This is a genomic window from Chitinophagales bacterium, assembly GCA_013816805.1.
In the GTDB taxonomy this organism is placed as follows: Bacteria; Bacteroidota; Bacteroidia; order Chitinophagales; family UBA10324; genus MGR-bin340.
The window spans coordinates 72,239-86,821 of sequence record JACDDS010000008.1 but is presented as its reverse complement, the minus strand read 5'-3'; the positions used below and the strand labels follow the sequence as shown (position 1 = coordinate 86,821).

The 14,583-nt window shown below is 40.4% G+C and carries 10 protein-coding genes; 7 read left to right on the top strand and 3 right to left on the bottom strand.

Annotated features, from left to right (window positions below):
- The first annotated feature begins 102 nt into the window (after positions 1–102).
- The gene (locus H0W62_08370; protein ID MBA3648550.1) at positions 103–387 is read left to right on the top strand and encodes a hypothetical protein; all 285 of its coding nucleotides are present in this window, start codon (positions 103–105) and stop codon (positions 385–387) included.
- Positions 388–476: 89 nt separating this feature from the next.
- Here H0W62_08370 and H0W62_08365 read toward each other — a convergent pair whose 3' ends face one another.
- Positions 477–854 (bottom strand): MGMT family protein, encoded by a 378-nt coding sequence (locus tag H0W62_08365; protein MBA3648549.1) that lies wholly within the window; start codon positions 852–854, stop codon positions 477–479.
- 1 nt (position 855) lies between these two features.
- Positions 856–1,500, bottom strand: coding sequence for a tRNA (guanosine(46)-N7)-methyltransferase TrmB (gene trmB, locus H0W62_08360; GenBank protein MBA3648548.1), 645 nt, complete (start codon positions 1,498–1,500; stop codon positions 856–858).
- A 171-nt stretch (positions 1,501–1,671) separates the two neighbouring features.
- Between trmB and H0W62_08355 the strand changes: the two genes are divergently transcribed.
- On the top strand, positions 1,672–4,497 hold the full coding sequence (locus tag H0W62_08355) for an SBBP repeat-containing protein (protein MBA3648547.1): 2,826 nt from the start codon (positions 1,672–1,674) through the stop codon (positions 4,495–4,497).
- A 22-nt stretch (positions 4,498–4,519) separates the two neighbouring features.
- Here the strand turns inward: H0W62_08355 and H0W62_08350 are convergent, their stop codons facing one another.
- On the bottom strand, positions 4,520–7,417 hold the full coding sequence (locus H0W62_08350; GenBank protein MBA3648546.1) for a PAS domain S-box protein: 2,898 nt from the start codon (positions 7,415–7,417) through the stop codon (positions 4,520–4,522).
- 191 nt (positions 7,418–7,608) lie between these two features.
- Between H0W62_08350 and H0W62_08345 the strand changes: the two genes are divergently transcribed.
- The 5 genes from H0W62_08345 (at position 7,609) to H0W62_08325 (ending at position 14,564) form a co-directional block, all read left to right on the top strand.
- A complete protein-coding gene (locus H0W62_08345) occupies positions 7,609–8,043 on the top strand; it encodes a response regulator (protein ID MBA3648545.1) in 435 nt (144 codons plus the stop codon).
- An 80-nt stretch (positions 8,044–8,123) separates the two neighbouring features.
- Entirely contained in the window at positions 8,124–8,507 is a 384-nt protein-coding gene (locus tag H0W62_08340) for a hypothetical protein (protein ID MBA3648544.1), read from the top strand.
- A gap of 329 nt (positions 8,508–8,836) precedes the next feature.
- Positions 8,837–9,751: a T9SS type A sorting domain-containing protein gene (locus tag H0W62_08335; GenBank protein ID MBA3648543.1), complete on the top strand. Its 915-nt coding sequence runs from the start codon at positions 8,837–8,839 to the stop codon at positions 9,749–9,751.
- Between the two features lie 17 nt (positions 9,752–9,768).
- The gene (locus tag H0W62_08330; GenBank protein ID MBA3648542.1) at positions 9,769–12,573 is read left to right on the top strand and encodes a hypothetical protein; all 2,805 of its coding nucleotides are present in this window, start codon (positions 9,769–9,771) and stop codon (positions 12,571–12,573) included.
- Positions 12,546–14,564, top strand: a complete 2,019-nt coding sequence (locus H0W62_08325) for a T9SS type A sorting domain-containing protein (GenBank protein ID MBA3648541.1) — start codon at positions 12,546–12,548, stop codon at positions 14,562–14,564. Before H0W62_08330 ends, H0W62_08325 begins: the two co-directional genes overlap by 28 nt.
- The last annotated feature ends 19 nt before the right edge of the window (positions 14,565–14,583 follow it).

The following is a 14,583-nucleotide window of genomic DNA, read 5'->3' as shown; positions in this document are numbered from 1 at the left end:
AGTTGCTTTGATAAAGAAGCAACTTTTTTTTATTTTAGTTCTTCCAAAAACATTAACCTCCATTAAAATTTAGTATTTTTAATATGCACTCAACTAAATCGAATGTTTAAAAAGGTTATTCATGTAATTCTGTTTTCCATTCCTGTTTTATGTCTGATACAAAATGCGAATGGAACAAGCCTATTTGCTGCTGATAAGGCAGCCGTTAATTTTCCTTTATCCCAAGAAAATCTGAATATAAATTACACTGAACTTACCGAGAAACCGGTTATCGTTACTAAAATTCCAAAGTCAAAAAAATCAAGGCAGCATTTGCAAAAAAATAAGAAACAGGAAAAGCAAAATATTAGAAAAGAAATTGCTCCGCAGAATGATATGCAGCGGTAGTGTGGTAAAATAAATCTACCGGGACAGGGAAATTAAGTGTTCTGCTGAATTAAAAAATTTGTCAGACAGTCCTCCATAATTTATACGTTTTATTTTCTCTTCTTTTTTGAAAGTCCTGATTTCTTATTGCTTCGTGAATTCAGTTCCAGGAAAGGATCCCAGAATAGTTTCCTGAAATGTGTAACCTGGTTATTTTCAACTGATATTCCCTCTGCTTCCAGCAATTCCATCATCAGTGTAGGTGTTGAAAAATGGTGCTTGCCTGTAAGCAGCCCGTTACGGTTTACCACCCGGTGGGCAGGAACCTTAGGCAAAATGGCCTGGCCGCCATGCATTGCCCATCCAACCATCCGTGCACTCATGCCCGTGCCGATATAATCTGCGATAGCCCCGTAATTGGTAACACGACCTCTCGGGATCTTTCTTACCACCGCATAAACCCGTTCATAGAAATTATCTTCTTTCATACTATTTAAAGCTGAATCTGATGTATTTTATTGTTTTACCTTTAGAAATATGCTTTTGTTCATAGAAAGTTTGTATGGACAGCATTTTATCAGTTTCATATAGTGGAAGGATGTTGTCCGAGCAAAAAATAATACGACAATCATTTTTTTCGAGTGTTTCCAGTGTGAACGTATACAACATCATATCATCGGTTTTTAAATGAATGATTCCACCTGGTTTAAGTATTTTACGGTACCTGTCAAGAAAACGTGCCGCGGTAAGCCTCTTTCGTGCATTACGGTTTTCAGGATAAGGATCAGGAAAAGGAATCCAGATTTCATGTACTTCTTCGCTGGTAAAATATTCAGTAAGATGATCAATATAAGCACGAAGAAAAACAACATTTATTCTGTTTTCTTCCAGCGCTGTTTTCGCGCCGCGCCATATACGGCTGCCTTTTATATCTATGCCAATAAAATTCCGGGTAATAAACTGACGTGCAAGTGATATAGAATATTCTCCTTTACCACACCCCAGTTCCAGGGTAATGTTGTTATTGTTTTTAAAAACTGATTCCTGCCACATACCCTTTAAATCTTTCCGATGCTGGAATACATTGGAGAAGTGCGCCAGCTCTGAAAGATGTAATAATTTTTTCTTAGCCACTGCGAAGTAACTTTATTTACCAGATAAGATTATTGATGAATCTTTATTACTGTTCAACGTATAAATAGAAGGATTGGCAGAGCCCTTACCCATATGTGCAGAAAATACATACTTTCTGCTTAAACTTAGCTACATTTATAAATGTAATCCTTCACTGTTAATTTTTTTCTAATGAGACAAATTTATTTTACCATACTATTTGCTATTGTAAATATTTCTGTAAAGGCCGGTTCTATAGATTTATTTGCTTCACCCTTTTCATTTTCGGGTTTCGTAGAAAACCAGGGTCAAATCCGCGATCAGTATGGTATTACTAATAGTGATGTAAAATATTTATATTCTAACGGCTTGTTTAATCTTCAACTGAGAAGTAATGGTTTTAGTTATGAAATTTTTAAAGAAGATCGAATAGCAATGCCTCATCCCGAAGCAGGCATCTCTGATAAAGACCATGATATTTATAAACCTGCGCAACGGTCTGTACTTTCATCGAACCGAATAGATGTGATATTTGAGCATGCTAATCCGTCACCCATAATTATTGCGGAGGAGAATTCCGATACCTACTTTAATTATTTTATTTCACCTGCTTACAATAATGGGATCAGGCAAGTACAGGCTTTTAACAGGATCAGCTATAAAGATATTTACCCGGGAATTGACCTTGTATTTACGGCGAATTCAAATTTTGAACTGGAATATTTTTTTGTAGTGCATCCAAAAGCCAAGGCATCACTCATTAAGATGCAATACAAGGGTGCATCTGCAATAGCGCTTGACAAAAATAACAACCTGTCTGCTAAATCTCTAACAGGCTTTATAAGGGAAACCAATCTGTTTTGCTATTTAGGCGAAAGCAAAAAACACGTCTTTGCAAAACGGAGAATACACAATAGAGAGCTAAGTTTTGAGGTACCTTCTTTTATAGATAACACGCTTATTATTGATCCGAATATTATATGGGGTTCTTATTATGGAGGAAACGGAAACGAGGGAATAAATACTGAAATAACAGTTGATCATGGTGGTAAGCCGATAATTGCCGGCACTACTTCGAGCACTAGTTTAATTGCAAGCACGGGTGCTTACCAGAATAATTTTCAGGGTGTGCTTGATATTTGTGTAGCCAAATTTAAAACGGATGGGAACCTGGGCTGGGCCACTTATTTCGGAGGCAGTGAACAGGATATCGGTTACAGTATTACCTCTGATACCAGTAATAATATTTATGTGGCAGGAAACACCACGAGTGATGGCCTGGCCACGGATGGTGCATACATGACCCACCGTGCCGGTCAGGGTGATGGCATTTTGATAAAATTTAATGGTTCAGGTATGTTGTTGTGGAGCACCTATTATGGAGGTTCCAGTCCTGATCAAGGAAGAAAGGTATGTGTAGATAATTATGGACACGTTTTCATGGCAGGCTATTGTAACAGCGACGAGGGAATTGCCACTCCGGGTACCTATCAGGAAACTTATGGTGGTTCCGGCGATGCTTACGTTGCAATGTTTACCACTAAGGGTGTGCTTCGTTGGGGAACTTACTTCAGTGGTGCAGGTCAGGACAGGGCTCACGCTGTTACCGCTGATGGCAAAGGAGCAGTATACATAGAAGGAACCTGTGAAAGTTCGTCAGGTATCGCTACGAACGGGGCGCATCAGACAACTTTCGGAGGTGCCACTGATGCATTTCTCGCCAAATTTGATACCTCTAACGGGCATCTGTTCTGGGCCACTTATTACGGAGGTGAGGCAGAAGATCATGGAAGAGGTGTAGTATGTGATGCCGAAGGAAATGTATATATCACGGGCTTCACCGGCAGTAAGAATAATATTGCTACTGCGGGTGCCTATCAGCAACTGCTGAACCTGGACGGAACGCCGGGAGGCTTTGATGCATTGCTTGCAAAATTCAGCACTGACGGGAAACGCATTTGGGGATCATACTATGGTGGTGAAGGAAATGACACGTTTTACGGAATGGCTATTGACAGTAATTCAAATATTTATATTGCCGGTTCCACCCGCAGTGCAGAAGGCATTGCCACGCCGAATGCTATTCAACCTGCTATTGATGATGCTTATAATTCTGATGCAGCGCTTGCTAAGTTTGATAAAAATGGAAACTTATTGATGGGAACCTATTGGGGAGAAGAGAGTAGCGATGGATTTTATGATATCAGTACAGACACGGAAGGGTTCGTGTTTGCTGACGGCCATACGTGTGGTGCTCTTCCGGTTACACCCGGGGTTTATCAGCTTCAAAATAATGGTGAATGCGATTATGCGGTATATAAAATTTACTGTGGTGATAATTGTTATGATGTTAATGAGCCAAATGAGACCCGCTCTTCGGCAGCATTAATCACCGCTACTACAGCTACCGATAGCTGGGGTTACAGTGCTAATATTGCTTCTTCAGAAGATCATGACTGGTTTAAGGTGAAAATAAAATCAGACTATACCAACCTTAAAATAACCCTGGCGGATATAACGCGTACCTATACCATAAAACTTTATAATGATCAGGGAATAATTATCGACAGCTCACAGTTCAATGGACTGAATCCGCAACAGGTAATTTTTAACAATGATCAAACCGGAACCGTCTTCATTCAAATTGCTCACGATAACCAGCAGTTTGATCCGGATAATTGCTACCGGCTGCTCGTAAACAAAAGCAGCACACCTTTTACTTTTCAGAAGGAAAAATATAACCAATGGTGTTCAAATTGTAATATCATTGATTTTACAATTACACCCAATCCTGCTGGCAAATATTTAAATATCTTTTTTACCTCCCAAAGTCCACCACGGGGAGCTATTACTTTATATGACATGGTGAACAAACCCGTATTTACCAAGCAGGTACGGGTGGAAGAAGGGCAGGCAATGTATCAAATTATATTGCCATCATTACCGGCGGGTTATTATATATGTGAATGGAAAGAAGATGAAACGGTGATTAGAAAGAAGGTAATGATTAACCAATAATGGGGTTAATTCTGCCGGGAATTTATGATTGCTTCAACGGCAATATTACGTGGAATGAAGAACCTTCTTTCTCACGCGATTCAGCATAAATTTTTCCACCATGGTTGCTTACAATCTTCCGGCATAACGCCAGCCCTATACCGGTTCCCGGATAATTTTTATTTTCATTCAGGCGCTGAAAAATGATAAAGATCTGATCAGCGTAAGCTGAATGAAAGCCAATGCCATTGTCTCTTACCACTATTTCACAATATTCCGTTTGATGATTTAATGAGCCCGGATTGATCAATTCTTTGCTGTCAAAATTTTGTGCACTAATAAAAATTTCCGGAGGCCTTTCAGCATAAACGAACTTAAGTGCATTGCTCAGCAGGTTATGAAAAAGCTGCACCATTTGAACGGGTATTGCCTCGATAACGGGAAGCCGCTCGCAGTTTATCTTTGCATTTTTATTCCCGATAGTAACATCAAAATCCTTCAATACATTTTCAAGGGTTTTATTTAAATCAACGGGCTCATAACCTGTATTGATGGCGGATGCCCTTGAAAAATTAAGCAGGTCGTCGATCAGCTTGGTCATGCGATCGGCACTGGTAGCTATCTTATCAATATATCCCTTGGCGTCCGGCGGCAACACTTCATAAAAACGCTCTTGCAGGCGGTCGCTGAAGGTGAGAATTTTTCGTAAAGGTTCCTGCAGGTCGTGGCTGGCCACGTAGGCAAACTGCTCGAGCTCGTTATTGGAGCGCTCAAGATTGACATTAGCTTCCTGAAGCTCGTAGGTTCGTTGTTGCACCCTGCGCTCCAGTTCTCCAAAAAACATTTTTTGCTCATGGATGTCCGTATTGGTGCCTACCCAGGAGGTAATGTTACCTTTCGCATTTTTAATTGCCGTTGCACGCAACAGGTGCCAACGGTACATTCCATCGCTGGCCCGCTTATAGCGAACCTCCAATTCAATGGGTTCACCGCTTTTTAAATGTTGCCTCCATTTTGACAAAAACTTTTTAGAATCCTCCGCATGGATGCTATCGTGATCAAATGATATGACTTCGTTTTCATTCTGTCCTGTATACAGACTGTATCCTTTATTTACAAAATGTAAATTCCCTTTCTCATCCGTTATCCAGGCCATTTGCGGCAATCCATCCAGAGCTGCACGAAGCTTTTCTGTGGATTCAAGAAGTAACTCATTCAATGATTGCTCGTCATGAATATCTGTGTTGGTTCCTACCCAGGCAGTAATCTTTCCACCATTGTCCTTTAACGGAACCGCCCGTACCAGGTGCCAGCGGTACATTCCATCCTCTTTCCGTTTATACCTTACCTTAAAATCATACGGGGTGCCTTCTTTAAAATGCTTGTCTCTCAGCTTGTATGCTGCTTCAACATCATCAGGATGAATCAAATCCGATCTGCTCTGGGATTGCACCTGCATTAAGGTGAGGCCGGTAAAGGCCGTATACCCTTTATTTACGAATATCAATTTTCCATTTGTATCTGCCATCCAGGCCATATGCGGCAGTGATCCCAAAATTTCCTCCACCCTGTCTGCAGCCTCTTTTAAAGAATACTCTGCATCTTTCTGATCCTGTATATCCAGAACACTGCCTACGTACCCTACATAAGTATTATTTACCGAATAAGTTGGCTTTGCATGAACCTTTACCCAGCGGTATTCACCATCATGGTGGCGAAGCCGGTATTCCGCCTCAAAAGGTTGCTGCTTTTCCATGCTGGCATTATAGATTTCAAGATATTGCCCTACATCATCTTTATGAATATTTTCCATCCAGCCGTCACCTATTTCTTCTTCCATTTTACGCCCTGTAAACTCTAGCCAGGTTCGGTTCAGAAATGTTCGTTTTTTATCCGGCTGCGATACCCATATCATTACCGGTGCATTGTTCGCCATATTGCGGAACCATTCTTCCCGTTCTGCAATGATCTGCTGTGCCGTTTCATGTTCGGTGATGTCTTCTATCGCAATCAATATGTATTCCTGTCGATGAATTTTTTGCACGATTTTCCGCACATTTAGAACCATTATCTTTTCGCCGATCCGGGAGAAAACGTGTTTTATTCTGTAACCCTGAATATGGCTGTTTCGGGGAAGTAATCCCTCCAGAAGCTCATGCAAATCTGGTATGTTCCACTCACCATTTTGAAGATCATACAATACTACTTCCTCTGTTTCGGCCTCCTTTACCTGAAATGTCTTGTAAAATGCACGGTTTGCATTTCTAATTCGGAAATGGCTATCGAGCACAAGCACGGATTCTCTGATGGTTGCAATAACAGCTTCGGAATAATCGTAGGACTCTGCCAGTTGATCGTTCCGCACCTGTAATTCATGGTTCATGGTCAACAGCTCCTCATTGGTACTTTCAATTTCTTCTTTACTGGTTTCCATCTCTTCATTAATACTTTGCAGCTCTTCATTACTGGATACCACTTCCTCACTGGCGGACTGCAGCTCCTCATTGCTTACTTCGAGCGTTTCTACTATGGAAGCCATATCTTGTTTAAAGGCATCTATTACAGTGCGCAACTGTTGCACTAGTTTATCTTTTGCGAAAGAAGCGTCAATTGCGGTGGGAATGGATGGTCCAGTTTCGTCAAACACCACGAGCAATATTTCTCCTTCATCGGATGAGGTAATGGGGATTGCCTCTATAGAAACCTGGTGGGTGCTTCCATTGTGATTGATTTCGAGTCCGGATTTCTTTGCTGGCTGCTTTGAATTATGAACTTTATGAATAAGGTTTCGTAAATCGAAAGCATTCCAATCATTTTGGAATTGGGAAACCAGCTCGTTGAAAGCATTGAGACCACCGGCAGAGGCTCCTATTACAATAATGCCGGAAGGCTCAAGGCGGGATATCTCTTCAAATGACGAAGCCGGTTCATTTTTTTTCATTTAATAATTTTGATGGACTATTATTTTTCACGAAAAATTGCGTTTTTATATCCGTTAAAAATGGAGAATTCAACTATTTTGTAAACTTTGTAAAATTAATTTAAAAGCTTATCTTACTTCTACTTAACTTTGCATCCCTTTAAAAAAACCCGATAGTAGGCTTCTTGTAACACCAATAGCTGACTAATCTAATGAACAATTCCAAACTGATTCTTATTGTAGATGATGATTCCGACGACCAGGAACTATTTACAGAAGCAGTAGATGAAGTGAATCCTGAAATAAAGTGCATCAGTGCGGTAAACGGTCAGGATGCATTGGAATTTTTGAGAGAACAGGATGGTAAGCTACCTGATTTTATTTTTTTAGATCTTAATATGCCCCGCCTTAATGGAAAGCAATGCCTTGCCGAAATTAAACGATCAAAGCGCTTCAGAAATATTCCTGTTATCATTTACACTACTTCCAAGTTAGACGAAGATGTAAAAGAAACTAAAAAGCTGGGTGCAGCTTATTTCCTTACCAAGCCGAGTAAGTTTAGCGATCTGAAGAATGCCATCAGTTTTTTAGTGAACGAAAAAGCTGATAGCAAAAAATTGAAGCTGGAATTCCTTCAACCTTTATAAAGATTTTCTTATTGTTGTTTCCGAAGTATAATTCATCTGTACTTTGCCTCCCCCCTGCAGCTTTACTTTATAGAGCATATGTGCGCAAGCAAAGGGAGCGGCAGAAAGTGCTCAAGCGTAAACCTTTAAATGCCACAGCTTCCTGCATCCAACTCTATGGGCTGAACGGAGTGAAGCCTGCGGGAAAGGAAAAGCAAAGGAAGCTGCAGAACCTGCTTAAGTATAAACCTGTAAATACCGCAGCTTCCTCCATCCAACGCTATAGGCTGAACGGAGTGAAGCTGCGGGGAAAAGAAAAGAATGTGTTTTTGATGTCTGGAAAAAACCCCGGAACTCCCTCAGGATTCAAGGCGCGGCAAAAATGTGGGGAGCATTATAGAATTGCAAAAGAAAAAATCGGGAAAACGGACAAAATTCAAAAAGAAAGAAATGTCTTCATCGGAATTGATGGCGGAAATGGATAGCGGAAATGGTTAAATGAGTGCAAATAAATGATGTTTACTGATAGAGACTGCCGCCAGAAAGTATCCTTAAGCTAAATGGTAATACCCCAGCTGGTCGGGATTATAATCCCGATCTAAGAGTTTCTGGATTTGTAATCCATCCTTATTGTAATTTCTTCTATTCTCCCTGCAATAATAAGAGGATAAATTTGATTAAATGTTTCTTATATGGATTATAAAATCCATGGTTAAAGGGTCTGGATTGCAAATCCCGACCAGCATTAAACCTGATAAAAATTTTCTTAGTTTTAGACATTGAAATATTATAATTCATTTCTCAATATTTTTTGATGAAAAATTTTTTACTCATTGCTATTTGTCTTTTGATTTTCAAGAAATCTTTTTCACAGGCAAATGTGTATCATCCGTTTCCTCTTGATGGCGGAGAGTGGCGAGCAGATTATTTTGATGAGCAATGTTTTGGTATATGCGAGAAGCGAAATTATTATACCAGAGGTGATACCACTATTGGTAATGCAACCTATAAAAAGCTTTATGCGGATATAGTGCCCGAAGTGGGAAATGCATTTTACGGGGAATATTTTGGGGCGCTCAGAGAAGATACAGTTAACAGGAAAATATACTACTTCTGTTCCTGTAGTCCGGAAGAAACAATATTATTTGACTTTGATTTAGATTCTGGAGAGGTTTTACCGCAAACATGGCTGCATGACGTAGCAGATACAATGCTAGTCTCAAGCATTGATTCTATTTTAATTGATAATAGCTACCATAAGAAATTTAATTTAACAAATACAACTGGTTATCCAGTGGCATTGATTGAGGGAGTAGGTTGGTCTGGAGGTCTTATTCTCGAAAAAATATATTCTCTTATCGGCTGGGAAGTCATCTACAATTTGAAATGTATGAAGGTAAATGGAGAAATCCAGTATTTAGATACTTCATATGTTTATCCTTCCTGTGATTTGCCGTTGGCTATCGAAAATATAAATATAGCAAGTGTTACTTCGTTGATTTATCCCAATCCGGTACCGATGGGATCGACAATTTATTTAAATTTAACATATCCTCAACAATATAAAGTCAAGGTTCTCGATATTACTGGAAGGAGTGTTAGACCAGTGATATTTTCCGCGAATTCCATTTATCTACCTCCTGATACCTTTCAAAAAGGGATTTATTTGTTTGAAATATCCAAAGACAAGAAACAACAGCCATTTTTTGTTAAATTAATAATACTATAACAGTAAATTTCTGTTCTATGAAAAATGTTTACTCTTTAATTTTTATCATCGCATTCTATAGTGAGGTACTGTCACAACCCTGGACTCCTTTGGGACCCATAGGATCACCTTTAAATTCTATTTCCTCAGGTGCAAATGCCCACGCTAATGGAACAGGTCAATTAAAATCTTTTGCTATTTACGATAACAATAAATTCTACGTCAGCTCACGGTTTGGTGGACTATTTAAAACTATAAATGGTGGAGTTACATGGAGTTCCACGGCTGCCGATTTGCTGCCTCTTAGCGCAATTTCAGACATTGCTATTGATCCGGGTAATTCTGATGTAGTGTATCTGGCGACAGGTGATGGGAACAAATTGATGACTGACCTACAAGATCCAGATTTAAACTACTTAGGATACGATCCATGGCAACCTTCAGTTGGAATATACAAACTGAACACGTTAACAGGTGCATACCAAGCCGTAGGCCCTACAATTGCATATTGCGATAAAAAACTTATTTCACGAATAATTATTAGTCCATCTGATGTGAATGTCCAATATGCTGCCATGTCGGATGGATTATACCGGACGGGAGATGCATGGACAACCTGGACGAAGGTATTGCCAGTAAGTGGTAATCAATTCTGTTCATCTGTGGAATTTAAACCGGGTAATCCTTCTACGGTTTATGCTGCATTTGCTGATCCCTCAGCTAATTCAAATTATGCTAATATTTATATAAATACTAATAATGGCACGGGTTCATGGCCTAGCATGGCAGATGCTGTTCTCAACTTTCCATTATCGTCAACTGTAAAATTAATTCGTCTCGGCGTATCGTTTGTAAATAGCCCGCAGCATTCAGGATATCTGTATGCAATAATGAATGCCAGTCAACCTTATTTATATTGGTATGATGGAACTCAATGGAATATTCAATATCCTAAAACAGGAGGAAGAATTCCAATTGCTGTAAATCCCACCGATGATAATAAAATTGCTACTGCAGATGTATATTTTTACACAGCAGTAAATCATGGAACTGCAAGTAGTGATTGGTCAGTTCTTGGCAGTCCAAATTCTAATTATCATGCGGATATATGGGGCTTAAAATATTTTCCGAATAGTTCAACAATTCTTATGGCAACAGATGGCGGAGTGTTTAAATATGATGGAACTTCTTTCACAGAGTTGAATATGGGAATAAATGCAAGCACCATCTATAGATTCGGCACTTCCGCCACTAATAAAAGCAAAATAATAATTGGAGATCAGGACACAGGAACTAATTTATGGGATGGCACAAACTGGACCTATATAACGCATTACGCGCTCGTTGGACAAGATGCCTTCGGAAGCCTTATAGATTACGCTGAAGAGAATAATCTTTACGCAGCACCCAATAGTTTGGTTTACCAAAAATCAATTAATGGTGGAATCTCATGGTCAAGCATTGGGATAACAAGTGGTTCAGCGAGATATGACAACCCTCCGATTATCCAGGATCCAAATTCATCCAGTACATATCTGGTCGGGAGGTCAGACTTGTGGAAAACCACCGATCAATGGATTACTAACACACAGAATTCTGATTTTCCTTCATGTTTTTCCACAGGTGGACAACCAATTACTGCCATAGCAATTGCTCCTTCTAACAGTCAGGTTATTGTAGCTGCCACCGATTTCGCCTCAGGAACAGTAAACTCAAGGTTGTTTATGACATCTAATAGCGGGGGCATATCCTGTTCAAGCTGGATGGATATTACCCCAACATTAAATGATCCCGGAATTCAACAACAGAAATACAGAATAACTTCTATTGTAATAAATCCAAATAATCCCAATGAAATGTGGATTGGTTATGAAGAATATGATCCTAATACCTCCCATAAAATAATGCATCGATATTACAACGATGACATAGCACAATATGTATGGGGCGATTTCAGCACGGGTATCAATTCCTGCTATAACATTTATTCTTTGGTATATCGTTCGGGAAGCAATAATGAATTATATGTGGGAACGGATGTAGGAGTTTTCTATCGCAATAATTCAATGAGTCAATGGACACAATTTAATCTTGATCCAGTCAATAAACTCCCTAATGTCGAAGTTCGTGATCTTGAAATTCTTTACTGCACTAATAAGCTTCGTGCTGCTACATTCGGCAGGGGAGTTTGGGAAGCTGATCTTCCAGCATTATACACCCCCAATGCAACGGCAACTCTTTCCTCAAATACCACATGGGATAAAAGCCGCACCCTGCCCACCAATGTAGTAGTGGCAGCAGGTTTAACTCTTACCGTAAATAATGCGGCAGAAATCAATATGGCCAAGGACCGGTATATAAAAATAATGCCCGGCGCCAAAATGGTTATAGATAATGCCACTATTACTAATTCCTGTGGTACCATGTGGAGCGGCATCCAAGTATTGGGAGACCCTGCCAAAGCTCAATCCATAAACAGCTCCACTCAGATGCCAAATTACCAGGGGATGCTGGTGATGAAAAACAATGCGAAGATCGAGAATGCATATATCGCCGTGCTTGCAGATGAAGCTTTTTATTCGGCTCCAGATTATGCCTATCCCAATGGTTTAGGTACCAAGGGCGGAGGCATCCTTCAGATTAACCAAAGCAGCTTCGTTAACAACCGCAACGGGATAACTTTTTTTAAGTATCCTTCCAGTGCCCCTGTAATTAACGAAGCAGTGGATGTGAGCTACATCGAGAATTCTGCCTTTTCCTGCACGGGCGTGAATGCGCCTTACACCGGCCAGTTTACAAACGAGTTCATCAGCATGTGGGATGTCCACGGCATCTATATTTAGGAAATACCATTACAGGTCCTGGAAGCCTGAACCCCGATATTCTTACACGTGGCATCGGCATCTCCAGCTCAGACGCCGATTATATCTTGGAGCCTTACTGCGATCCCAGTCAAAGTCCCTGCACCCCGGTGGTCAACCAGTTCACTAACCTCTACCGGGGCGTCTATGCGCTTGTTTCCGATGGCACACAGCTAACCCATACTCTTACCCTGGACCAGAACAATTTCTCGGGCACCTACCGCGGCATCTATATGTCGGCATATACAAACAACCCGGTGATCACCAGCAATACTTTCAATTTAGACCTGCTTCCCTCCGGACAGATTTATGGCTTATATATGTCTGCCTGTACGGGCTACACCGTTCAAGAGAATGATTTTACCGGTCCAGCAAATGGGCCTCCATTGCTTGCTAACAGCTATGGAATTATTGTAAATAACTCAGGCCAGTATGCGAATCTTATTTACAGGAATGATTTCACAGGATTACAATATGGCGCTGCATCAATGGGTGAAAATGCTGGAAACATTGTAAACTATATAACAAACGGATTAGTATTTAAATGCAATGATTTTATTACTTCCAAATACAATATTGCTGTTTTTAGTCCTTCCTCACCCGCAATTATAGGTAGCATACAGAGGTCACAAGGGTCCTGCTCCGGTTCTAATGGCCCGGCGGGTAATAGATTTTATGATAGTGCTCCTGTCATCTGGCAGCTATACCATGACGGGTTATCTTCAGCTGCCATTACCTATTATCACCATTCGAACGGAGCCTATGTGCCTGTTGCATCCAAGGTAAAATCACCGTGGGTGCTGAACAATTGCAATATCCATAGTGATGGCAATACGTGTCCAAAGCTGATCACGAAAGGAAATGGCTTCGGCTACCGGTCGGCTATTTCTCCTTCCGAAGAAATGATTGCTGCCATTAATGCTTATGAACACCAGGAAGATTCACTTAACGCAATGATTGACGGAGGCAATACGCAGAAACTGGTAAGCGAGGTAAACGATCCGAAGGTATCTTCTTCAAAGCTCACCAAAGACTTGCTGGCGGCGAGCCCCTATTTGTCCGATTCCGTTTTAATGTCATCCATTCTCCGCAACCCGCCCATGAACGATAATGAGCTGCAGCAGCTAGTCTTAAGCAATTCACCATTGGATGACACTACTTTTTCGCTGCTTAAAACTACGAATGCAAAGCTTGCTGACAATGGCGCGATAAAAGATGCACAGGAAGCTGAAGCTTCCGCCATGGACTTGCTGCAGGCACAAATCGGTGATCTTTTCACCTGGCGAAATTATGAGCTTTACCAGTTAGTTAATTACTACGTAGCCAATAATGAAAGCGACAGTGCAAGAGAGTTCCTGCTTTCTAAAAATGAAAATACGATGGCGCTGCCTTTTGTATTCCAAAATGGAGATTTTAAGACAGCAGATAATATCATTGCTTCCATGCCTGAAACAAATAGCGATGAAAAAAACCTAAAGGATTATTATTCCATCATGCTTACCCGGGCAGAAAGCGGAAATAGCATGGATAGCTTAACTGATGATCAGTGGAATGAGGTTCAAAAAATGGCAAACAAAAATTCAATAGCAGGGTATCTCGCTCTCAACCTGCTCGATCATGTAAAAGGAGAAACCTACGAAGAAGATTTTCCGCCAATCATTGAGGAAGGCACAGATACCGCAATGCAAAGAACTTCAAAAGGGTATAGCCAAGAAAAAATTACTGTTGATCTAATTCCAAATCCGGCCCAAAACCAGGTTATTATCACCATCGGTAATATGGGAACGTCCGAATCAATATGGATGGAAATATTCGATGTAATGGGTAATAAGTTCGCTGCTATACCATTTGGAGCTGCTCAGCTTTCTTATACGGTTAATACTTCTATGTATCCACCGGGAATCTATCTGCTGAATTTTAAGTCAGACAATCAAATCGTTACTCAGAAAAAGCTGATTGTTCTGAAAAAATGACAAGCAGAGCCGGAAAGAA

Coding starts and splice junctions, on each gene's coding strand:
- H0W62_08335 (MBA3648543.1), top strand. CDS start 8,837: ATGAAAAATTTTTTACTCATTGCTATTTGTCTTTTGATTTTCAAGAAA.
- H0W62_08355 (MBA3648547.1), top strand. CDS start 1,672: ATGAGACAAATTTATTTTACCATACTATTTGCTATTGTAAATATTTCT.
- H0W62_08330 (MBA3648542.1), top strand. CDS start 9,769: ATGAAAAATGTTTACTCTTTAATTTTTATCATCGCATTCTATAGTGAG.
- H0W62_08345 (MBA3648545.1), top strand. CDS start 7,609: ATGAACAATTCCAAACTGATTCTTATTGTAGATGATGATTCCGACGAC.
- H0W62_08350 (MBA3648546.1), bottom strand. CDS start 7,417: ATGAAAAAAAATGAACCGGCTTCGTCATTTGAAGAGATATCCCGCCTT.
- H0W62_08370 (MBA3648550.1), top strand. CDS start 103: ATGTTTAAAAAGGTTATTCATGTAATTCTGTTTTCCATTCCTGTTTTA.
- H0W62_08365 (MBA3648549.1), bottom strand. CDS start 854: ATGAAAGAAGATAATTTCTATGAACGGGTTTATGCGGTGGTAAGAAAG.